This window comes from Vibrio sp. T11.5 (assembly GCF_027587155.1).
GTDB lineage: Bacteria > Pseudomonadota > Gammaproteobacteria > Enterobacterales > Vibrionaceae > Vibrio > Vibrio neptunius.
In genome coordinates, this window is record NZ_JAPPTP010000001.1 from 211,967 (window position 1) to 234,169 (window position 22,203).

At 46.0% G+C, this 22,203-nt stretch carries 17 protein-coding genes; 5 read left to right on the plus strand and 12 right to left on the minus strand.

Annotation, left to right across the window (positions count from 1 at the left end; all coding sequences use genetic code 11):
* Positions 1-28 precede the first annotated feature (28 nt).
* From nspC to OH455_RS00990, 4 genes are all read right to left on the minus strand, one after another.
* On the minus strand, positions 29-1,162 hold the full coding sequence (gene nspC, locus OH455_RS00975) for a carboxynorspermidine decarboxylase (protein ID WP_045973857.1): 1,134 nt from the start codon (positions 1,160-1,162) through the stop codon (positions 29-31).
* Positions 1,163-1,259: 97 nt separating this feature from the next.
* Positions 1,260-2,504: a carboxynorspermidine synthase gene (locus tag OH455_RS00980; protein WP_269980002.1), complete on the minus strand. Its 1,245-nt coding sequence runs from the start codon at positions 2,502-2,504 to the stop codon at positions 1,260-1,262.
* Positions 2,505-2,522: 18 nt separating this feature from the next.
* Positions 2,523-5,420 (minus strand): pyridoxal phosphate-dependent class III aminotransferase, encoded by a 2,898-nt coding sequence (locus tag OH455_RS00985; RefSeq protein WP_269980003.1) that lies wholly within the window; start codon positions 5,418-5,420, stop codon positions 2,523-2,525.
* A 475-nt stretch (positions 5,421-5,895) separates the two neighbouring features.
* The gene (locus OH455_RS00990; RefSeq protein WP_206368686.1) at positions 5,896-6,228 is read right to left on the minus strand and encodes a hypothetical protein; all 333 of its coding nucleotides are present in this window, start codon (positions 6,226-6,228) and stop codon (positions 5,896-5,898) included.
* A gap of 225 nt (positions 6,229-6,453) precedes the next feature.
* On the opposite strand from OH455_RS00990, the gene OH455_RS00995 reads away from it, so the two are divergent.
* Together OH455_RS00995 and OH455_RS01000 are read left to right on the plus strand one after the other, a co-directional pair.
* Positions 6,454-7,770: a TolC family outer membrane protein gene (locus OH455_RS00995; RefSeq protein WP_269980004.1), complete on the plus strand. Its 1,317-nt coding sequence runs from the start codon at positions 6,454-6,456 to the stop codon at positions 7,768-7,770.
* Positions 7,771-7,772: 2 nt separating this feature from the next.
* Entirely contained in the window at positions 7,773-8,390 is a 618-nt protein-coding gene (locus OH455_RS01000; RefSeq protein ID WP_269980005.1) for an OmpA family protein, read from the plus strand.
* A gap of 61 nt (positions 8,391-8,451) precedes the next feature.
* On the opposite strand, the gene nhaA is transcribed toward OH455_RS01000, so the two are convergent.
* The 5 genes from nhaA to OH455_RS01025 all read right to left on the minus strand — a co-directional run bounded on the left by nhaA (position 8,452) and on the right by OH455_RS01025 (position 15,607).
* The gene (nhaA, locus tag OH455_RS01005; RefSeq protein ID WP_269980006.1) at positions 8,452-9,633 is read right to left on the minus strand and encodes a Na+/H+ antiporter NhaA; all 1,182 of its coding nucleotides are present in this window, start codon (positions 9,631-9,633) and stop codon (positions 8,452-8,454) included.
* A gap of 255 nt (positions 9,634-9,888) precedes the next feature.
* A complete protein-coding gene (locus OH455_RS01010; RefSeq protein ID WP_443088572.1) occupies positions 9,889-11,001 on the minus strand; it encodes a lipocalin-like domain-containing protein in 1,113 nt (370 codons plus the stop codon).
* Positions 11,002-13,455, minus strand: coding sequence for an ABC transporter permease (locus OH455_RS01015; protein ID WP_269980007.1), 2,454 nt, complete (start codon positions 13,453-13,455; stop codon positions 11,002-11,004).
* The gene (locus tag OH455_RS01020; RefSeq protein WP_045973866.1) at positions 13,436-14,107 is read right to left on the minus strand and encodes an ABC transporter ATP-binding protein; all 672 of its coding nucleotides are present in this window, start codon (positions 14,105-14,107) and stop codon (positions 13,436-13,438) included. Before OH455_RS01020 ends, OH455_RS01015 begins: the two co-directional genes overlap by 20 nt.
* Positions 14,108-14,230: 123 nt before the next feature.
* Positions 14,231-15,607 (minus strand): MATE family efflux transporter, encoded by a 1,377-nt coding sequence (locus OH455_RS01025; RefSeq protein ID WP_269980008.1) that lies wholly within the window; start codon positions 15,605-15,607, stop codon positions 14,231-14,233.
* Positions 15,608-15,710: 103 nt separating this feature from the next.
* Here OH455_RS01025 and OH455_RS01030 point away from each other — a divergent pair, with 103 nt between their 5' ends.
* Positions 15,711-17,144 (plus strand): DUF2867 domain-containing protein, encoded by a 1,434-nt coding sequence (locus tag OH455_RS01030; protein ID WP_269980009.1) that lies wholly within the window; start codon positions 15,711-15,713, stop codon positions 17,142-17,144.
* A 34-nt stretch (positions 17,145-17,178) separates the two neighbouring features.
* On the opposite strand, the gene OH455_RS01035 is transcribed toward OH455_RS01030, so the two are convergent.
* The 3 genes from OH455_RS01035 to rsuA form a co-directional block, all read right to left on the minus strand.
* A complete protein-coding gene (locus OH455_RS01035; protein WP_045973869.1) occupies positions 17,179-17,838 on the minus strand; it encodes a DUF2913 family protein in 660 nt (219 codons plus the stop codon).
* Positions 17,838-19,043 (minus strand): Bcr/CflA family multidrug efflux MFS transporter, encoded by a 1,206-nt coding sequence (locus OH455_RS01040; RefSeq protein WP_269980010.1) that lies wholly within the window; start codon positions 19,041-19,043, stop codon positions 17,838-17,840. The genes OH455_RS01035 and OH455_RS01040 overlap by 1 nt, the downstream gene beginning before the upstream one ends.
* A 160-nt stretch (positions 19,044-19,203) precedes the next feature.
* Positions 19,204-19,905: a 16S rRNA pseudouridine(516) synthase RsuA gene (gene rsuA / locus OH455_RS01045; RefSeq protein ID WP_269980011.1), complete on the minus strand. Its 702-nt coding sequence runs from the start codon at positions 19,903-19,905 to the stop codon at positions 19,204-19,206.
* Positions 19,906-19,978: 73 nt separating this feature from the next.
* On the opposite strand from rsuA, the gene OH455_RS01050 reads away from it, so the two are divergent.
* Complete coding sequence (locus tag OH455_RS01050) at positions 19,979-21,718, plus strand: DEAD/DEAH box helicase (RefSeq protein WP_269980012.1); 1,740 nt, start codon at positions 19,979-19,981, stop codon at positions 21,716-21,718.
* 131 nt (positions 21,719-21,849) lie between these two features.
* Entirely contained in the window at positions 21,850-22,203 is a 354-nt protein-coding gene (locus OH455_RS01055) for a PepSY domain-containing protein (protein ID WP_420895993.1), read from the plus strand.

Below are 22,203 nucleotides of genomic sequence, written 5' to 3' on the forward strand. Positions count from 1 at the left end.
AGCTTCATTGGCTGCTCTACTCGATAGGTTACTGAACACTCCACTGTGAGAGCGAGCGTTTGAAGTCAGCATAATCAAACTCATTGAGCTTTTGAATTTCACCACTCGAACGTTCACAGTATACGGAAGGCATTCTTAATCCATTAAACCAGTTAAGCTTCACCATGGTATAGCCCGCACTATCTAAGATATGGAGGCGCTGACCAATTTCCAGTGGTTTATCAAAGCGAGTCTCACAGAACTGATCACCAGCCAAACATGAACAAGAGCCAATCACATACTCATGTTCACCTTTATCCGTGGCCTCTAGAATGGAAGCGGGTTCATTGTAAATCAGCGTATCCAAGCGATGAGCTTCAGTTGCAGAATCTACAATCGCTGTTTTTTTAACATTCTCAACGATATCCACCACAGTCACGACCAAGTCTGTCGTTTGGGTAATGATCGCTTCACCCGGCTCAAGGTACATTTGAACACCGTGCTTATCAGAGAAAGCTTTAAGCGCTAAGCCAAGTTTTTCGATGTCGTATCCCGGCCAGGTGAAGAACACACCTCCGCCCATACTGACCCAGTCAAGCTTATCCAAGTAGTGGCCAAACTGCTCAGAAATAGAGCCCAGCAGACCGATAAACGCGTCGACGTCTTTGTTCTCACAATTCATGTGGAACATCACACCGTCAATATCCTCAAAGACTTCTGGATCAATATGGTCCGCTTGCACACCAAGGCGAGAAAACTGACGTGCTGGATTGGCTAAATCTTGCCCAGCATAGCTCACACCAGGGTTAAGGCGTAAACCAAGCGAAGCCTTTCCTTCTACAATGTGTCGATACGCAGCCAATTGATTTTGTGAGTTAAAAATCATTTTGTCGCAAATATCAGCCACATCACGTACATCATCCTCACTGTATCCGACACTGTATGCGTGAGTTTCACCACCGAAAGTTTCATGCCCCAACTTAACCTCGAATGGGCCAGAACTCGTTGTGCCATCTAAGTAAGGCTTGATGATGTCGAAAACACCCCATGTAGAAAAACACTTCAACGCCAATACCAGCTTCACACCCGAGATTTCCTTGAGCTGTTTGGCTTTTTCTAGATTTTCGACCAACTTATCTTCATTGATCATAAAATATGGTGTTTTCAGTTCGTTTTTTTGCATTTTGTATTCTTACCTAATTAATACCGTAAAAATCGAACAAAGCCGACACTGGTGCATCGGCTTAATTTTATAAATCCAAATTAAGAACAATAAGTGCTTACTTTAGTTTGTGGATAACAGGTTGACCCGGCTCTAGTTCCTGAACATGCCAATCAAGACCAATGCTTGGCATAGTTTCAAGGAATGGGTCTGGGTTGAGCTGTTCCATATTAAACACACCTTTATCCGCCCATTCACCACGGAAGAACTGAAGTGCAGCGGTGATCGCTGGTACACCTGTGGTGTAAGAAATTGCTTGGTGCTCTACGTCTTCGTACGCGACTTCGTGATCGGCGTTGTTGTAGATAAATACACTACGCTGCTTGCCGTCTTTCGTTCCCTGAACCCAAGTACCGATACAAGTTTTACCTGTATAGCCCGGTGCAAGAGAAGTTGGGTCTGGCAGCAATGCTTTAAGCACATGTAGAGGCTGTACAACCGTACCATCGTGAAGCGTCAGCGGATCTGGACTTAGTAGTCCGATGTCACGCATGCAGTTGAAGTAGTTTAGGTATTTGTCACCAAAACCCATCCAAAACTCGATACGTTTAGCGGGAATGAATTCTTGCATAGAACGAACTTCATCGTGCGCCATAGAGTACACTTTGTGCTTGCCCACTAACGGGAATTCAAACTCAAGCATACGCGAGTGACACGGGACTTGTTTCCACTCTTCATTTTCCCAGTAGAAAGAATCACCTTGAATTTCTAGCATGTTGGTTTCTGGGTCGAAGTTGGTCGCGAACTTCTTACCATGGTCGCCAGCATTCACATCCATTACGTCAATCGTGTCGATTTCATCAAACAGGTGCTTCACTGCGTAGGCTGCAAATACCGACACCACGCCAGGATCGAAACCAGCACCCAAAATGCCCGTGATGCCCGCTTCAGCGAACTTCTCACGGTAGCCCCACTGCCAATCGTAAGCTTGAGGAACTTGCTGGCCTTCAGAGCACAGGTCAACAGCAACAGAGGTATCTAAGTAGTTCACTTTGGCTTGGTAACAAGCTTCCATGATCGTCATGTTAACCCAAGGAGGACCAGCGTTAATGACAAGGTCAGGCTGAACTTCTTTAATAAGAGCGACTAATGCATCAACGTCATCCGCATCAACAGCCCGCGCTTCCAGTTTCTTCGATGGATCTTTCAGGTTGTTTTTCTTCTGGATAGATTCGATGATTTTTTCACATTTACTCACGGTACGTGATGCAATCGTAATGTCACCCAGAACGTCGTTGTTTTGCGCAGCTTTATGTGCAACTACCCAGCCAACACCGCCTGCACCAATCTGTAGAATTGCCATAGTTTTCCGTTACCTTAATTACGCCAGCTCAGCGGCTAGCTTATTGATTTTAATTAGTAAAGATTCAAAATCAGCCATCGTCAGGCAAGGATTAAGAATCGTAAATTTCAAAGCGGTTTTACCATCAACAATGGTTTCACCTAATACCGCAACGCCACGAGTTAACGCTTTCAGTCTTACAACTTTATTCAGCTCGTCCAGATCCGCGACTTGAGCATGTGCGACACGGAATAGCACAGTCGACAACGATGGCTCAGCCAACAATTCTAGGTTGTCGTCGCTACGAACGAGATCCGCGACTTGCTGAGTTTGTTCGAGAAGATGGTCATACATGGCGCCCAATGTATCTGGGCCGACATTCTGCATCGTCATAAAAACTTTCAATGCATCGAATCGCTTCGTCGTCGCAATCGACTTGTCCACCAAGTTAGGCAACTCATCATGCTCACGGTTGAGGTAATCCGCATGATGCAGCAGATACTTAAAGTTATGTTTGTCTTTGAGTAACAAAGCTCCACAACTGATGGTTTGATAGAACAACTTATGGAAGTCGACACTGACTGAATCTGCGCGTTCGATACCCGCTAGACGCTCTTTATGGCGGCTTAAAATCAGTGCTCCACCATAAGCACCATCAACATGCATCCACATCTGGTGTTTTTGCGCCGCGTCGGCAATCACATTCAAATCATCAATAGCGCCATGATCAGTGGTGCCTGCCGTTCCAACGATGGCGAATGGAATTAATCCTTGAGATTTCGCCTTACTAATCACGTCATCAAGCTGAGCAACATCCATCGTGCCGTTACTATGAGCGTCAACAGTTAACACCGCTTTCTCGCCCAGTCCCATCCAAGAGGCTGATTTCTGTACCGTAAAATGAGACTTTTTCGAACAGACGATACGCAGTTTGTCGGCATATTCCGGCAACCCCAATTTCTGGATAGAGTGTCCTGACAGCTTGTCTGCAATCCAGTCACGAGCAAGCATTAAACCCATTTGATTGCTTTGGGTGCCACCACTGGTAAATATGCCATCAGCCAGTTTGCCAAGCTCGTATTTCTCACACAGCCAATCCACCACTTTCTGCTCAACATAAGTCGCAGAAGAGGCTTGGTCCCAGGAGTCCATTGACTGGTTTAAAGAAGCAATCATCGCTTCTGCTGCCACTGCAGACATTAACGGAGGGGTGTGAAGGTGAGCAATACAGTTAGGATGCTGAGTAAAAATAGCATTCTTTGCTACCAGATCAGCAGTATCAGTGATCACATCCGTCAGGCTGGCATTTTTGTTGTTTAGATCAACTGCATTAATCGCCTGCTCTAACTGCTTTGGTTCAAGACCTGAATAAGGCGCATCGACTTGTTCAAAGACCTGTTTCATTGCCGCAGTTGTGTGGTTCATGACTTTGCTGAACTCATCACTGCCAGACTCACCGGTATGAATAAAATGCTGCTTCCATTGCTGATTAGCGTCTTGTGGCTCAACATGACTTCCACCCGCAACCAGAATCGCCTCTTCCAGCACTCTAAGTGCAAAGTCGATCTGCTCAAAGGTGATGATCAATGGTGGCAGGAATCGAATCACCGAGCCATCACGCCCACCTTTTTCAACCATCAGTCCGCGCTCAAGGGCTGCTCTCTGAATCGCCAAGGTCAATTCACCATCAGCGACTGGTTCACCAAATTTATTGCGTTCTGTACCGGGTTTACGGATTTCCACACCAAGCATTAGGCCTTTGCCGCGGACTTCAGCAATACAGTTGACGCGTTTCTGAATCGACTCAAGCCCTAAACGCAAGTACTGACCAGCAACATTCGCGTGCTCAACAAGATTATCTCGCTCGATGATTTCCAGTGCTTTCGCCCCAGAGACCATGGCTAGCTGATTACCACGGAAAGTGCCCGTATGCTCACCAGGCAGCCAAGTATCATGTTTTTTATTGATGACTAGGAGCGACATTGGCATACCGCCACCAATCGCTTTGGATAGGCAAAGAATGTCTGGCACAATGCCTGCTTCTTCAAACGCAAAGTTGTAGCCTGATTTACCCACACCACACTGAATCTCATCAAAAATCAGTAAGATACCGTGCTCATCGCAGATACGACGTAGCTCTTTCAACCAGAACGCAGGAGCAGGTACAGCGCCGCCCTCGCCCTGAATAGGTTCAACAACCATAGCGGCTGGTTTCATGATGCCAGCTTCATCGTCATTGAGTAGACGTTCAATATAGCGAATACCCGCTCTTGCACCTTCATCTCCACCCAAACCAAACGGGCAGCGTAGATTGTATGGGAAAGGCATGAAATGTACGTCCGACATTAGGCCTGTGCGACGTGCTTTCGTCCCTAGATTGCCCATCATGCCCATCGTGCCATTTGTCATGCCATGATAAGCACCACGGAAAGCAAACATGGTATTACGACCTGTGGTTTGCTTCGCCAGTTTGATTGCGGCTTCAACAGCATCCGCACCTGAAGGGCCACAGAACTGGAGTACACAGTTATCACTCAGTTCTTGAGGAAGAAAGTTCTTCACCGAGCGAATGAAATTGGTTTTTGCTTCTGTTGCGATATCCAGTGTCTGATAAGGTAGCCCTGAGTCAAGCTGGTCTTTGAGTGCTTGATTGATTTCAGGATGGTTATAGCCCAGAGCCAAGGTGCCAGCACCAGCAAGACAATCCAAAAATATTTGACCGCGAGTGTCTTCAACCAGTGCGCCATAAGCTTGTTTGATCGCAATCGGAAGACGACGAGGATAAGAACGTACGGCAGATTCATGCTCGGCCTGATCTTGTAACACCAGATCAGGTGTCAGATCATAAACGCCCTCTACAACAGGAATCTGAGTGGAAAATGGTGTTGCGATAGCAGTGTTATTCACAGAGTTATCGACTTCAAAGGCTATGCTCATGATTTAATCCCTTTGAAATGTAAGTCTCCTGCCAAATCTGCAATGCAAACAGCAGGTACAGTTATCCCTTTCGTGTTAGCATCTTAAGAAGCAGGTACACGAAATCGTTCCATCATTTCGATGGACTACATGTTCAATTGATAAATCAAGGTTCAGTAATGCTGCTGTTTTGTAAAACAGGGCATTTAGGAAGAACTAAGCTGATTAGTGGTTGTTTGTTATGTGAGTTCAATGTTGGGTTTCCCATAAACATGTCGCTACCGCGACAACAGTATCCCGTCTATCGACAAAAGGACTTGCCGATACCTACCCTACGCAGTGTTCACTCAGCCTGAATGCTCACAACGCGTATCCCCCAGAATGTCTTTTTGCGACTCACCTCCGAGATTGCGCGCGAAGTTATCACAAAATGAAAATGTTTCGCAACATTTTTTGAATCTGAGCACGTCAAATCCCAACGTGAGTATAATTCCTCCTAATTATCATCGTTATCATTAATACTGGCGGCAGGTTTTTCATACCCCGCAGCTGGAGATAGTATCTCGATTTTGGATGGGTCCAAACCCTGTTCAATCGCATTAATAAGAGGTTTAAGTTGATCATTAATTGCGATAGGAACCGTTGTACCATCATCTTCAACTTGCAATGCTTCTACATCCGTGTAAACCGTAGACCCACTTCCCATAATAACGATAACTTCTCCGGGGTTAGGTATCTCTCCAGGTAATAGTTCACGGACCTGTCCATTAATATCAATAACCACAGTGGTGTTTGCCAAAGCGATTAAAGCAAGTGCACTTAATCCCATAGCTCCGCTTCTCACACAATTTAATTATTGTTTAAAATATTAGTACCATTACGTAGTGATGACCATATGACAGCAATTGCCCATCTTCCTTCAGTCATGGCTCAAGCTTCTCACTTCACCCTGTAGTACTAAATTAACGTTAATTTCTCGTTATTTAGCATTCCTGTACTACGATTTTAATAATGCATCCAAATTGTATGAATGCGTTTTAATAAGGAGAACGATGTGTCTACCACTAAATTTGTATCAGTCGTTGCTCTATTCGTCTTTTACTCTAGTTATGCTGTTGGACAAACCCTTGAGCAAGCCGTCGCTTTAACGCTAGCGAACAACCCTGAAATTAAGAGCTCATTTAACGAATATAAAAGCGCCATAAAACAAGCAGATGCTTCTGGCGGTGCTTACCTTCCATCTATAGATTTAGATGCCGGCATAGGCTATGAAGGCATTGATCCTGCCGACTCAACCGGCCAAGCGGAAACAGACTTAACACGTAAGGAAGCAACCTTGAGTCTGACTCAGTTACTGTGGGATGGGAATGCCACCATCAATGACATCAACAGAACAGCAGCGGAGGCTGAATCGATCAGGCTTCAATTGCTCTCTGATGCATCTGATATTGCCTTAAGAGTCACTGACATTTATTTGGAATCCATTAAAGCTACTGAGGTGTTAAAGTTATCTGAGAACAACTTAGCCGTTCACAAAGATATTTACACAGATATAAAAAAGCGCGCCGAATCTGGAATTGGTTCTACCGCAGATGTATCACAAGTCGAAGCGCGGCTTGCCAAAGCACATAGCAACCTGCTCGCCGCACAGAACAACCTCTTTGACACTCACACTCAGTTTCGACGCATTGTAGGACAACAACCGCTTGGTTTGATTTACCCAAGAGCAGACGAATCAAAACTGCCTTTATCTTTAGATGAAGCGATTAAACTGGCCTTTGAACGACACCCAGTAATACAAGTATCAAAAGCAGATGTGGATTCGGCACGCTACCAATATAAACAATCCAAAGGTAACTACTACCCTACGTTGTCGGTTGAAGCGAGTCAGACTTGGCGTGACGATGCAGGAGGCGATCTAGGCAACAGCAACGAATCTCTTGCCATGCTAAGGCTAAGATACAACTTGTTTAACGGTGGTTCTGACAGCGCTTTATCCGAAAGAGCGGCATACCAGCTCAATAAAGCCAAAGACCTTCGAGATAACTCCTATCGACAGGTCGAAGAGGGCTTACGTTTATCCTGGAGCGCACTTGATTTAACTTTGCAACAAAAGAACTTTCTCGCCGATCATGTTGACTCTGCCTCTGCAACTGTCATCGCGTATGAAAAGCAGTATCGCATCGGGCAAAGAACATTACTCGATCTTCTCAACACAGAGAATGAGCTTTTCGAAGCTCGCAAGGATTATTTGGACGCTCATTATTCTGAACAATACGCCAAATATAGGGTAATGAACGCAACTGGAATCCTGCTTAACGCCTTGCTTGTCGATGTACCCAAAGAATGGACCAAGGAAGTGGAGTACTGATTATGACGCGAACGCTGTTTTTTTCATTGTCACTTTTAAGCGCCTCTGTCGCCTGTTCACTTCAAGCCTATGAAGACCAATACGACTACATACAAGTACCTAAAGCCCTCCAGATTTCAGATTTGACGGATGATGATAGAGACGGTGTAGTTAACGCACGTGATTTGTGTCCAGAGACACCGTTAGGCGCACAGATCGATAATGACGGTTGTGGTTTGGAGGTCATGGAAAAGGAAGAGAGGCAAATGAGGATTCTATTTGCCAATGACTCCTATGACGTTAGCCCCGTCTTTTTAGACCAAATCCGTGCAATGGCGGATTTTTTGGATAAGTACCGCTCCGCTTCGATAGAAATACAAGGCTATGCTAGCAAAACCGGAAGCCCTAACTACAATTTAGCACTATCAAAGAAACGTGCGTTCGCCGTAGAGCAGCAGTTACTTGCCTATGGTACTGCTCCTGAAAGAGTGACTATCATAGGCTATGGTTCAACGCATTTGGAATCAGATGGTGAAGGCGAAACCGACCATGCGCTTAATCGAAGAGTGACAGCAACCGTCGTTGGCTTAACCGAAACCGTCGTTGAAGAGTGGACCATATTTTCAGCTATAGATCGATAGCCCGCGAATAGAAAAAGCCCCGATGTTTTCACATCGGGGCTTTACTTTGTTTGATCGAGAGTTATTGGTTTGTTTCGGTTGCTGGCTTATCTGCCAGCACAGTCTTTTTTGGTAAAGAAATGTGCAGTAACACGTATCCTATAATCGCAGCGGTCGTTGAGCCCATCAGGATGCCCAGTCTCGCATAGGTATCAAACTCAGCGTTAACCGGACCAAAGGCCAGCGAAGAGATGAAAATCGACATGGTGAAGCCAATACCACACAACACCGATACTGCGAAAATATGTCTGAATGTAATGCCTTCTGGCAATTTGGCTACACCTGACTTAACAGCAACCCAGCTAAAGCTGAAGATACCCAGAGGCTTACCGACCAACAACCCTAATGCAATACCCAGTGGTAGCATCGAAGTCAGCCCTTCCATCGAGATTCCCTCAAGAGAGATACCTGCGTTGGCAAACGCAAACACTGGAAGAATACCAAAAGCAACGTACGGATGCAGTGCATGTTCCATGTGTTTGAGCGGAGAGCCCTCACCTTTGTTTCCTTTAAGAGGAATCGCAAAACCTATCACTACACCAGCTAGTGTTGCGTGCACTCCCGATTTCAGCACCGCGAACCAGAGTATCGCACCGACTATCATATAGGGGAGCAATTTGGTGACCTTCTTCGAGTTGAGAATGAACAAGGCTGCGGTCATGGCAAATCCGACGGCTAGTGCTGAAGTCGACAGGTCTCCTGTGTAGAACAGAGCGATAATGACAACAACACCTAAGTCATCAATGATTGCCAGCGCAAGTAGGAATACTTTCAGGCTGACAGGGACACGCTTTCCTAGCAAGGCCATGATACCCAGAGCGAATGCGATGTCTGTAGCAGCAGGAATCGCCCAGCCTTGAATTGCCTCAGCGTTGCTGTAGTTGAATGCAACATAAACCAATGCCGGAGCTAACATACCACCAACAGCAGCAATAGCAGGAAAAATAGCAGTTTCGCGGGATTTAAGCGCGCCCTCTAGAAGTTCACGTTTTACCTCTAAACCGATGAGAAGGAAGAATACAGCCATTAGGCCATCATTAATCCAGTGAGATACAGACATGCCAAACACATAAGAATGCAATAGTGCCTGATAAGATTCGTTCAGTGGCGTGTTAGCAATGGTCATTGCGATTGCAGCAGCGATGACTAAGAGAATCCCTCCTGCTGACTCCATTTTGAAGAAATCGCGAAAAATATCACTCATGATATCGTCCTTTTATTTTTTATGTTAATAAACGATTAACAAAGAATAGAGTTGAGTTTATATATATCGATTCTTCAGGAAAAATCGCTTGTTTGGATGTTTAACTTCGGAATTTTCGATATAAACACTTCAACGCAACGTTTATTCCATACGTAAAAGTATAGGTAAAATCAAAAAATTACCAACACAAACAAAAACGCAGCTTTTCAGACAATGAAAAACTGCGCCAAGAGTCACTAAATGGCATACTTTAAATTAGTATCCTGTCAACTGCATAAAACCTTTTGCCTCATGACTGCCCGTAGTTTGAACGGGTCCTTCCCAGTAAGGAATGATGAAAGGTAACCAAAGTTCTTGGTTAAGTACCTGGGTAGTCAAATCAATTTTATACTCCGGAATCTTGATATCCCACTGCAAGGGTAGTTGCTTTCCATTATTAAGTACGGTGGTGTCACGGGGTTCAATGGTAATATCTTCGGCGGATAAGTTGACCACTGTGCCATTCTTACGGGATAAGACACCAAAAAGGTATGGTGAACGATGGGCATGGCGATAGCGACTAATTGATAAGCTTGTTTCCTGATCAAGATGAACAACAAACCAATCCCAACCTTTTTGCTCCTCTGCCATTAAGCCACTACCCCATTCCTTACTCATCCACGCCTCTCCCTCAACTGGAATCAGCTTGTGTGTACCTAATCGGAGAGCGCCTTTGACCTTAACAAACGGAGTGGTTAGGTTATACGAAGCAATAGGCATAAGATCATGTTTTTCAACGTACCCTTTGTCACCAGGTAAGACGTACGGCCCGTAAGCAAAGGCTTTCAATTGAACATCAAAGCTATCTGTCGTCGCACTCAACTGACCAGGAAACGGGGTATCCCCTAATGAGCGCCAAAGCCAGTTATCCATCCAAATACGAAACGGTCGATTCGTCATACCAGCCTGACCGATCCCACCCCTCGCGAGCCGCTGTTCTTTCCAGATCTTATCTTTATTCGAGACCACCACGTGAGAGATGTATAGTTGAGGGCTTTGCCAACCTAAACCTTCTCTGTCATCCATTGCCACTCGAAAATAGCTCCATTGGATGCCGTATAGCTTGCCATTCTCGTCTCTGACATTAGCAAAAAAATGCCACCATTCGTGCTGGTACTCATTGTGAAAGCGAAAGTCTTGAGGAACTTTAACAGGAATACTAGGTAAAACAGGTTCAAAAACTTGTGTTGTACCCGACTGGATAACCGTATTAGCTAAGTCTTTGGTGGTGACTTGAGACGTCAAGTTGAATCGGTAACACATCGCCCAAGCAATCACACCTGCTGCAGTAAGCAGCAAAAAACACCGAATAATGACTGATTTTCTCATTTACAATGCGTCCCTGAGTGACTTCATGGGCGTATTTCGAATCATCCGAAGTACCGGTAGTGCACCTGCCATCATTAACGACCCCATCGCCATCAAAAACGTATTAAGATACGCATCTGGAATTATTTGTAGTTCAAGTGTCCAGCCGAAAGATTGTCTTATCACGATATCCACGACTAAATTAGCTAAAGCGAGCCCGAGTGGCAGTGCAATCAATATCGATACAGCACCAAAAACAAACAGCTGCAAGCCACCCATGACAACAAGTTCTTTACCTGACATGCCTAGACATCGCAGCAAAGAAACATGACGCTGACGCGATACCTCACCGGCAACCGTCGCAAAGAAAATACCGAATACAGCGATAATCAATGTAATGTTACCTAAGGTGTCGGCGATGGAGAAGGTTCGATCAAACACTCGCATCGCTTGTTTGTGGATATGACTGTTGTCGAAAACACGCTCCGAACTCAAACGGAAAACAGACTCCATGCGCCGTTTAAGGCCAACGGAATTAACGCCATCTTTTAGTACAGCACCTAACGCGACGCTACCGCCTCCTGCAAAGGCATACAACCAGTTTCGATGTGACAGCAAAACTTGGTTATACGGGTTACCGTAATCGTAGTAAACCCCCACCACTTGCCAGTTTTGCCCTAGCTTGCCAGACAAATCTATGTAATCGCCGGGGCGAATGCCAAGTTTGAGCGCCATAGACTCACTGATCATGACACCTTTCGAATGATGGAGATGGTACCAGTAGTCAGGGATCCCTAGCTTGACAGTGAGCGCATTCAACTCACCTTCTGAAGCACCAGTGCTGACCACCTGAAGAACCCCTTTATTCGAGTTGACTTCTTTTTCCCAGCGCCACCAAACAGAATCAACTTCAGGTTGTTTGGCTAACCAACCACTCATGCGAGCCGCAGCACTATTATTGGGGTAGATGTATAGATCAGCAGCTAAACGCTGGCTCAGCCACTTATCTGTCGTATCACGGAAACTGCCCACCATGGTTTCAACGCCAATATTAGCCGCCATGGCCAACATGAAAGCCATGGTCGCCACACCACGATAACTCATACTGGCAGCAGCATCAGCAAAGAACCAACGGAGCTTTACCCATTTGAGTGAATAAGAAAGACTATCGAAAACTTTCCAAATCAGGTAAGGCGTAAACAGGGCAACGCTTAACAACATTAAGCCTATGATTGCAAAACCAGACTCCTGAGTCTGAGGTGCTTGGTAAATCGCAATCGCGGCAACACACAGCGCACACGCTATCAGTGCCTGAATGGAAAACTCAGTACCAGCGAAGCGAACTAATGATAAACGAGCAGTTAATCGGATGGGCTGAGCTCTTAACAAACGCACCAACGGCCAAGCACAAGCAATGAAAGCACCAAGTACCGTCATGTAAAGGCTATAGACACTCGACTTCCAACTCCATGAGATCAACAGACCTACATTAGCATCATACAAATCACCCAGACTAGCGGACACCGCTGGAATAAGCTGGTTAGCAAGCAAAATACCAAGCAGATTACCGCAAACCCAGCTCACCAAAATAAGTACCAAAAGCTCCAAACACAGAGCTTTGCCTAACTGCCAACCAGAAACTCCTGTCTGGCGCATTGCCCCCACCAATGGCTGCCTTTGAGTCAGAGATAAAGACATCGCTTGGTAGAAAATAAAGAGACCCACCAAAAATGCCAGCATCCCCATCGCACTAAGGTTCATATGAAAAGCTTGCGTCAGAGACTCGAGTTCTGCACGCGTGTTACGAACCATACTCATGCCATTCGGCAGATACTCTTTTAAACGGGTCAACTTCTCAGCAGGCATCTCTCCACACGCAATAACCGAGATACCAGAGCTCCTTTCCAGCATACGCAGTAAAGAAATATCCGCAATGATTCGAGTACCGTTTAACCTATCTTGTGTATCAACAATAATCGGGCCTAATTTACTGCCATCGCTCAGATGGATGAAATCGTTATCTTGCCACTTCATGTGAGCAGCAAGGTCTGAACTCACCAAAATAGGATACGGACTGTTCATTAGCTGCAGAGCAGAGAAATCTTTTAGGACCGTTGTCGGACGGAACTGGAGCATAGCCACCGTGTCCACACCAACTAAAGAGAGATCCGTCCCATTCGCCATGCGTACTCGAAGGCTTTCAAATGGTGCACACTGGTTGAATCCATCGCGGCGAAGCTGGACATAAAAACCCTGCGGGATCTTGTTGGTTACATGTTTAGGACGAATACGGTAAGGGAGGGGGTTTGAGAAAAGTTTTTCACCGTTTTCGTAACTTTTTCTGGCGTGATCATTGATAGAAGTGACACCAACCAGAAGAGAGACACCTAACGTAAGACCAAGCCAGACAAGAAGGATTTGAAAAGGGTAACGTCTGTAGTGGCCAAGCAGCGCTTTAACTACGGGCCATAACATGAAGTTGCCCTCCTTGAAGGCGAACTCGGCCTTCCATATGCTCGGCAACCCGCTCACTGTGTGTAACCAGCAACAAGGTACAATCCAACTGGCGGGTCAAGGAAGTCAAAAGACGCATCACCGCTTCTGCGTTACGCTCGTCGAGGCTACCGGTCGGTTCGTCCGCCAGTAAAATCTTCGGTTCCATGTAAAGTGCTCGGGCAATGGCGGCTCTCTGTTGCTGACCACCAGACACCTCTTCTGGATAACGACCTAGCAAAGGCATTAAGTCCAATGCAGAAAGGATCTGACGCCACAATCCCTTATCTTCAGGCAGCCCCTTCAACTGACGACAGAAGCGGATGTTGTCCGCAACGTTCAGTGTTGGCAATAAATTAAACTGCTGGAAGATAAGCCCAATATTATTGCGGCGATAAGCAGTACGTTTAGTTTCTGCAATCTCATGCATAGAGAAGTTAGGAAACCAAATTTCACCAGAGTCGACGGTATCTAAGCCAGCAATCAAATTCAGCAAAGTACTCTTTCCAGAGCCACTTTCGCCCATCAGAGCCACTTGTTCGCCTTGTTCTAATGCCAACTCAGCACCTTGCAAGACAGGGTGAAATTCACCTCCATCCACATACCCTTTACATAGGTCTGTTAGTTGCAGCATTAAAAGTCTCGCAATCGTTCAAAATTGGACTGTGAATCTACACTAAAACCACGCTTGGAGGAAGTATTTTGGATACTGGATCACAAGATATGCATCAAAACACATCTTCTGGACGATTCACGTCTAATTTTCGATCAAATTTTTCATCCAACGTTGAGTTTTCATTCTATACAAAGACCCGCCCCATTTGATCACTTCTTCTGTTAAAAAGAGTAAGAAAACCCATTCAGGCTGCCACCCTAGAACAATAGCGGCAAAGGCAGCGAGTGGAATACCAATCAGCCACTGAGCAATCAAATCTTGGTATAGACAAAACTTCACGTCGCCACCTGCTCTAAGGACACCAACAATCACCATCATAGGAATTGAGCGTAAAACAATACCGAAGCATAGGATAACCATAAACTTTTCTGCTAGGGCCCGAGTCTCCTCAGTTAATGCACTAAAGGTGTCAAGCACTAACCCTTGACATAAGTACAAGAGCAACGCAACAACGACCCCCACAATCAAACTGAGTATAGTCATTCCAATCGCCTGAAAATAGACCGCCTCATAGTTCTTGGCACCGATCTGATTCCCCACCAATACCGCAGCTGCATTGGACATCCCAATTAACAGTGCCAGCGCAATCGACTCTACTGGTGATAGCACAGACAATGCAGCAAGCCCTTGAACACCAGACTGCCCCATGATCGCGTGGTAGGCGAACAACCCACCAGCCCAAGCGAGAAAGTTAAATGTGGTAGGTAAAGAAAGTGTCAGAAATCTCACTACCCTTTGCCATTGAATTACCGCTTTAAGATCATGTGCCCCGAAAGCCAGCAGGTGCTTTTTGGCGTAGATATAGCCAAACAAAGTCGCCACTTCAATCGCTCCGCTTAACACTGTAGCGATTGCTGCACCTTTAATACCCATCGCTGGAACACCCAGCTTGCCGAAAATGAACACCCAATTGAGGAGAATATTGGATACGATCCCGATACCACTAAAAAAGGTACTAATGCCAGGTTTGTGCATCGAGCGAAGACCAACGGACATACTGGCTACGCAGGCGACCGCAAACATGGTAACAGCGGTGATCACCAAGTACTGACTGCCCAACTGGTTCACTTCCTTAGAGTCAGTGGCCAGAGACATGATTTCGCTCGGAAACAAAACAAATAACATGACGGTAAACACCGCAAAGATCATTGCTACCAGCCAAGTTAGAGCCGTACTTTCCTTAACCCCTTGACGATCGGCCGCCCCCCAATATTGAGCCGTTAATAAAGCGCCGCCTGTTGTTACTCCCACTAACATAATCGTGGTGACAAAGGTCGCTCTAGCGGCAATACCGACGGCTGCGATCTCTGCCTCACCGAGTTGCCCTAACATGAGAACGTCCACTAAACTGCGGCTAGAGAACATGATACTTTGCAGCGTAATAGGCAGTGCAATGGCAATCATCCGTCGCAAAAACTCGCCACGGGTATGGAATAGAATCTGTGAGACCGTGCTCAATTACTCACCTCGAACGACAACATCATGATAGAAAAGGAAAAAACATAATGTTTATTATATGATCAGATTTGCACATAAACCATACTATTAATAAGGGGTCGAGATGAAAAAAGTACTAGTGCTCGGCGCATCCGGCTATGTGGGATCGCAGTTACTGCTTCAACTGTGTCGCAAAGGCTATCATGTGACGGCAGCCGCTCGTCAGATTGAGTATTTGAAAGCACGGGTTACTGTCCACCCAAACCTAGAATTGATTTATCTTGACTTAGCAGACCAAGAGGAAACACTGCGCGTTGTACCAGAATATGAGGTCATCTATTTTTTAGTTCATGGGATGGCGCATGGGCATGACTTTCTTGAATATGAAGTATCGCTTGCTGAGCACTTCTCTTCCGCCTTGAAGAACAGTCATGTTAAACACGTGATCTATCTCAGTGCAATTCAACCCCAGACTGGCAATTCGGAACACCTGAAAGCACGTCGAATGACCGGCGATATTATTCGTAAAGCAGGTATACCCGTCACCGAACTTCGAGCGGGTGTCATTATAGGCCCTGGCTCTGCGGCGTTTGAGATCATGAGAGACTTTGTCTACAACATGCCCCTCTTGATCACTCCGAAATGGGTCGACTCGAAAGCCAACCCCATTGCATTGGAAAACCTCAATCATTACTTGTTGTCGCTTATCGAGGAGTCCCCAACCTGTCACGCACTATACGAAGTTGGAGGACCAGATACACTGAGTTATCGTGAACAATTCGAAACCATCAGCGCCGTAATTCAAAAACCTATCAAGTTGTGGTCCACATCCTTGCTCACTCCTCAGCTCGCATCGCGCTGGCTAGGCATCATCACTTCCGTTCCTTCCAGTATAGGGGCGGCGCTGTTGTCAGGCTTAGAACACGATTTTATTGCCAACTCCAAAGAGATTCATCAACGCTACCCTCAAGCACTGGTCAGTTACGAACAAATGGTCAGAAAAAGCATCGACGAAGAAGGTCATTTTGTTCGCAGCGAAGTCTGGGGCTTCGACCCAGCGGCTCTTAAGCGCTGGCAAGCTGGCTATGGCTATTACCCAAAACAGACCGGTGCCAGTATAGAAACGGATTTAAGCTCAGAACAACTATGGGAAGTCATCAAGCAAATTGGCAGCAAAAAAGAGGGTTACTTTTTTGCCAACCTAATGTGGCGCATAAGGGAGTGGCTCGATTTGTTTTTTGGCGGAGGACGACCTGTCCGGCGCTCTCCACCTGGACCAGAGTTACAAGTGGGCGACTATATTGACTCTTGGAAAGTGATTCGCTGTGAAAGAGAACACTTTCTATCCCTACTGTTTGGCATGAAAGGGCCAGGCCTAGGGCGCTTGGAGTTTTCATTGGAAGACTTAGGCAGCAAACGCCGACTGAGTGTTAAAGCATGGTGGCATCCGCAAGGTTTAAGAGGTTTACTTTACTGGTTCGCCATGATGCCTGCGCATTTATTTATATTTAAAGGCATGGTGAAAGCCATTGTCCGAAAAGCAAAAGAGCTTCCCTAATGGAAGCTCTTTTCTAATCCAAAAGCACAGCGAGCTATGCTGGATAACCAATTGGAATCTCAGCCAAGTGATTTCCTTGGTTGCCTGGATAAACCAGATACTCCCCGTGGTACTTAACGTTTGACTTGTAGTCGGTGATCTTATGCAGCATGAAGCCAGCTGCCGATGCTTTTTCAACAAATTGTGCGTGATTACCACGTACAAACCAACTCATTGGCTTAATCAGTCTTTCTCCGTCGAAACAGTCATCGCACTGATTCGTGCACAACGCGAATGAGTTTGGGCCTTCAGTAAATATCTGAACTTTACCGCAGTTAAGAAGCGGCTCCGAGGTCGAGATCTCCCAGCCACTCTCTTCCATCTGGTCGATAAACTGGTTGATTTCACTGTCTGTAATCACTCGCTCCGCTTCCCCTTGAGGGAAAAACTCAGCGTAAAACTTAGAAATACGCTGAAATGTAGGCATTAATCCTGCCTGATTGCCTTTCGAGCGCCCCGCTTTTTGCCAACGAGTGAGATCGTCAACGACACAGCGATGGAAACGCTGTGACTTTAAAGCACGAGTCACCCAACGCACCAGATAATGATTGTTTGCTACCGGTGCATCCGCAGCCTTACCTGATTTATGATCTGCGGCCAACTCTTCCAAAGCGGAGTTGACCAAGTTTTGTATTTCAGCAGTGTACTGAGACATTACGCCTTTCTTCCAAATATCCAGTAAAATGCGGCGGACAGAATTGAACACGCCGTCATAACAGTAATCATTGGCCAAGTAGCCCCATCAGGCAATATTGCCACGACAAAACCTATCACAGACCCCGTGCCAAAACGTAGTGTTCCTGCAAGTGAAGAAGCCGTACCCGCCATCGCTGGATAGCCACTCAGCAATAAGCCCATGGTGTTACTACCTATGGTCGACAACGTACCAATGAAAAGGACCACGAAAGGTACAGTGCCCCACAGCCCTAGGTCAAGTACCCAGCCCGCAAATAGCCCTAACCCAGCAACAAGTTGGACCAACAAGCCGAATCTGAGCATGGCATGAGAGCCCACCTTCTTCACCAAACGACCATTGATGGTAGTCATAATGATCATCGCGACAATATTCAACGCAAACAGATAACCAAAGTGGTCCGGCTGCACACCATATATATCAATATAAACGAATGAACCTGCGGTCAGAAACGCGAACATACCAGCAAAAGAGAACGAACCAGATAGAATCAAGCCCATAGCGACCGGATTCTTGCATAAACGGAAATAGTTACGCATCGTCGTCCCAAAGCGAAGGGGTTGCTTGTTCTCTTCGCTCAATGTCTCTGGAATTTTCAACAAAACCAGAGCGATCACGACCACAGAAAACGCAGCCAAAATCCAGAAAATCGCACGCCAGCCAAACCAAACTGCAATATGCCCGCCTATCATAGGGGCAACCAAAGGCGCAATCGTAATGACTAACGTGACAAATGACATGGCACGAGCGAAATCTTCGCGGTCGAACATGTCACGCACAACAGCTTGAATGATGACAGCCGCCGCTGCACCGGCAAAACCTTGTGCGGTACGAACCAAAGTCAATGCTTCAATTCCGGTCGTTGTTGCACTAACAACGGAAGCAAGACCAAAGAAAAACACACCGAGAATCAAAATTGGCCTACGGCCATAACTGTCGGCAAGAGGTCCGTGAATCAACTGACCGATGGCAAAGCCGGCGGTGTACATAGTGAGAGTAATTTGCACTGCCCCATCCGCAACACCAAGGTCACGGGCGATGGTCGGCATCGCAGGTAAGTACATATCAATAGCGAGTGGCGTTAATGCGCCGATGGCACCCAGAACAAGGAAAAGAAGAAAAGTGATTTGGGGTGCTTTGGTTTGCTCTAATGCAGTATCAGACATAAATCTCCTACTCAATTGCGTTAGATATGCAGCTTCCGTGCTACAACCAAACAGAAAAGAAAGACTCGCATCCACGAGCCTTGTAGCCGATCTATACTGAGCGATAACTAACTAAAAGACTAGTTCCTAATTGGAACTAAACTATTTCCAATTTAGATAATTAGTTCCAAACTGAATCAATTTCTTGTTGGGTCAGATAACGATACTCACCGGGCTCCAACTCGTCATCGAGAACGATACTCCCAATACACTCGCGGTGGAGATGCTCTACTTTATTACCCAATGCGGCAAACATACGCTTTACCTGATGGTACTTACCTTCCGTTATGGTCAGCAGAACTTCTTTTTCTTCTTCATCAACAATGTCTAACTTCGCTGGCAACGTCGCCGCCTTTTCATTTCGAAGTTCAATACCCTGCTCAAATCGTGTTATGTAATCGGCCCCAATCGGGTCAGCCAACCAAACACGGTAGGTTTTCTCACATTTATGTTTTGGCGACGTAATACGGTGCGACCACTGACCATCGTCGGTGATCAACACTAAACCCGTTGTATCGACATCTAAACGCCCTGCGAAATGAAGGTCTTCCATCTTCACCTCATCGAGCAACATAAAGGCCGTTTGATTAAATCCATCTTCATGCGAACAGACAAAACCATCGGGTTTAAACAACATGATATAGCGAGGTCCCGGCTTTTGGATCTCACGCCCTTGCCACTCGACAATACAGTCGTCTGTCACTTTCACTGCACCACTTTTCTGTACAGTATCGTTAACGGTGACGTCACCACTTTTAATGATTTTTGTTGCTTCTTTACGTGTCGCACCCAGTGCATCACACAAGTATTTATCTAAACGCATGAATACCTCATCTCAATCAGGTGGGGTATTATAAAGCCACTAGACTAAATAGTTGAGCTATTTCACAAGATTTATGTACACACTCAGACCTTATCAAGCCGACTCGGTGAAAGCCGTGATCCACTATTTCCGTAAACACTCCAGCCCAGCCGTTCTCGTGTTACCAACAGGAGCAGGAAAAAGCCTGGTGATTGCTGAACTCGCCAGACTGGCTAAAGGTCGGGTATTAGTCATGGCACATGTTAAAGAGCTGGTGGAACAAAACCACGCGAAATACGAAGGGTACGACCTCAAAGGGTCAATCTATTCTGCTGGTTTAGGCCGCAAAGAGACCGACCAACAAGTGGTGTTTGCGTCCGTACAATCCGTCGTGAGAAATCTCGATGACTTCAAGAACCAATTCTCACTGCTGGTCATTGACGAATGCCATCGCGTTCCGGATAACAAGAATACGAGTTATCAGAAGGTCATTTCTCACCTTCGTGAGCTAAACCCAGGCATCAAGGTGCTCGGTTTAACTGCTACGCCTTATCGACTTGGCATGGGTTGGATCTATCAATATCATACGCGCGGCCTAGTCAGAACAGAGGAGCCAAGGTTCTTTCGAGACTGCATTTTCGAGCTGCCTATTCGCTATTTGCTTGATGAAAAATTTCTCACCCCTGCTCGCATGATGGACGCCCCTGTACTGAGCTACGACTTCTCACAGCTCAAACCCGCAACCACAGGCCGCTACAAAGAAGCGGAACTGGACATGGTGATCGACAAAGCCAAGCGTGCGACACCTCAAATTGTCGAGCAAATCATTCATCTCTCTAAAGACAAACAAGGCATTATGGTTTTTGCAGCAACGGTTCGACATGCTCAAGAAATCTATGGTTTGCTTCCCGAGGGCCAAACAGCTCTTGTGATTGGCGACACCCCGACACCTGAACGCGACACCATCATCCAAGATTTTAAAGATCGTAAAATTAAGTACTTGGTGAATGTATCTGTGTTGACCACGGGATTTGATGCGCCTCATGTTGACCTAATCGCCATTCTGAGGCCAACAGAATCGATCAGCTTATATCAGCAGATTGTTGGACGAGGGCTGCGTCTTTCGCCGGGCAAAGAAGAGTGCTTAGTTTTGGACTACGCCGGCAATAGCTACGATCTCTATCAGCCGGAAGTGGGAGATGCAAAACCAGACTCGGACAGCGAAATCATCACCATCCCCTGCCCGGCTTGTGGTTTCAACAACAACTTTTGGGGAAAACTCGATAGTAATGGCTTTCTGATTGAGCACTACGGGCGAAAATGTCAGGGCTTTTTCGAAGACGAAGAAACGGGTGAACGCGAGCACTGCAATTATCGTTTTCGCGCAAAATATTGCGGCGAGTGCGGTGCGGACAATGATATCGCAGCACGAATTTGTCACGAATGCGACGCAACCTTAGTCGACCCAGACAAGAAGCTTAAAGAGGCATTAAATTTAAAAGACGCCCTAGTATTCGAGTGCTTGTCGATGGACTTGAGTGTTCATAAGGATGATAAAGGCAAAAGCAGCCTTAAGGTTTCCTATGTGGGAGAAAACCAAGCTCAAGTGCATGAGTTCTGGTCTTTAACGACCAAGAAACAGAAACAGACATTCAAGGATATGTTCGTTCGCCCGCATCTTGCTGATAAACACCGTCCATTTGACGATGCCTCTCCCACCAAAGTGGTCAATAATCAACATCGTTTCAGGCCGCCGCAGTTCGTGATCGCACGTAAAGCTGGGCGATTCTGGAAAATGCGTGACAAAATCTTCGAAGATGAGCTGACCAATTAAGCCCTATCAGCTAAGTCTTAATATTCACTTTGTATTCAGAAAACATCCATTATACTGAGTCATAGAATTTCTGAGAAGGTAACGCTATGTTTCATAAGCAGTTAATTTGCTCCCTTGTTGTCACTTTCGCTATGGTGCTGGCTTACCCTACCTACGCAGATAGACATGATGATAAAGATGGTCATGCCCTAGTGCAGGATGTCCATAAAGCAGGGACAGAAATTGAGTTTGAAGAAGATCAGGACGAAGTCTACGACGCGGTTCGTAAAGGCTATATTCGCCCCTTTTCCGAACTATACGCGGCGGTGGAACAAGACCTTCATGGACGCATTATCAAAGTCGAGCTTGAAGAAGACGATGATATCTGGATTTACGAACTAAAGTTAAACTTTAACAACAACATCATCAAAGTTGAGTACAACGCGAAATCGCTGGAAATGATGCTCATCAAAGGTCGCAACTTCAAGCAAGCCTTGAAAAAATAG

Bases quoted from the DNA above. Each gene is read 5' to 3' on its own strand.
- OH455_RS01015 (WP_269980007.1), bottom strand. From the start codon at position 13,455: ATGTTATGGCCCGTAGTTAAAGCGCTGCTTGGCCACTACAGACGTTAC.
- OH455_RS01050 (WP_269980012.1), top strand. From the start codon at position 19,979: ATGTACACACTCAGACCTTATCAAGCCGACTCGGTGAAAGCCGTGATC.
- rsuA (WP_269980011.1), bottom strand. From the start codon at position 19,905: ATGCGTTTAGATAAATACTTGTGTGATGCACTGGGTGCGACACGTAAA.
- nspC (WP_045973857.1), bottom strand. From the start codon at position 1,162: ATGCAAAAAAACGAACTGAAAACACCATATTTTATGATCAATGAAGAT.
- OH455_RS01000 (WP_269980005.1), top strand. From the start codon at position 7,773: ATGACGCGAACGCTGTTTTTTTCATTGTCACTTTTAAGCGCCTCTGTC.
- OH455_RS00980 (WP_269980002.1), bottom strand. From the start codon at position 2,504: ATGGCAATTCTACAGATTGGTGCAGGCGGTGTTGGCTGGGTAGTTGCA.
- OH455_RS01055 (WP_420895993.1), top strand. From the start codon at position 21,850: ATGGTGCTGGCTTACCCTACCTACGCAGATAGACATGATGATAAAGAT.
- OH455_RS01020 (WP_045973866.1), bottom strand. From the start codon at position 14,107: ATGCTGCAACTAACAGACCTATGTAAAGGGTATGTGGATGGAGGTGAA.
- OH455_RS01040 (WP_269980010.1), bottom strand. From the start codon at position 19,043: ATGTCTGATACTGCATTAGAGCAAACCAAAGCACCCCAAATCACTTTT.
- OH455_RS00990 (WP_206368686.1), bottom strand. From the start codon at position 6,228: ATGGGATTAAGTGCACTTGCTTTAATCGCTTTGGCAAACACCACTGTG.
- OH455_RS00985 (WP_269980003.1), bottom strand. From the start codon at position 5,420: ATGAGCATAGCCTTTGAAGTCGATAACTCTGTGAATAACACTGCTATC.
- nhaA (WP_269980006.1), bottom strand. From the start codon at position 9,633: ATGAGTGATATTTTTCGCGATTTCTTCAAAATGGAGTCAGCAGGAGGG.
- OH455_RS01010 (WP_443088572.1), bottom strand. From the start codon at position 11,001: ATGAGAAAATCAGTCATTATTCGGTGTTTTTTGCTGCTTACTGCAGCA.
- OH455_RS01035 (WP_045973869.1), bottom strand. From the start codon at position 17,838: ATGTCTCAGTACACTGCTGAAATACAAAACTTGGTCAACTCCGCTTTG.
- OH455_RS01030 (WP_269980009.1), top strand. From the start codon at position 15,711: ATGAAAAAAGTACTAGTGCTCGGCGCATCCGGCTATGTGGGATCGCAG.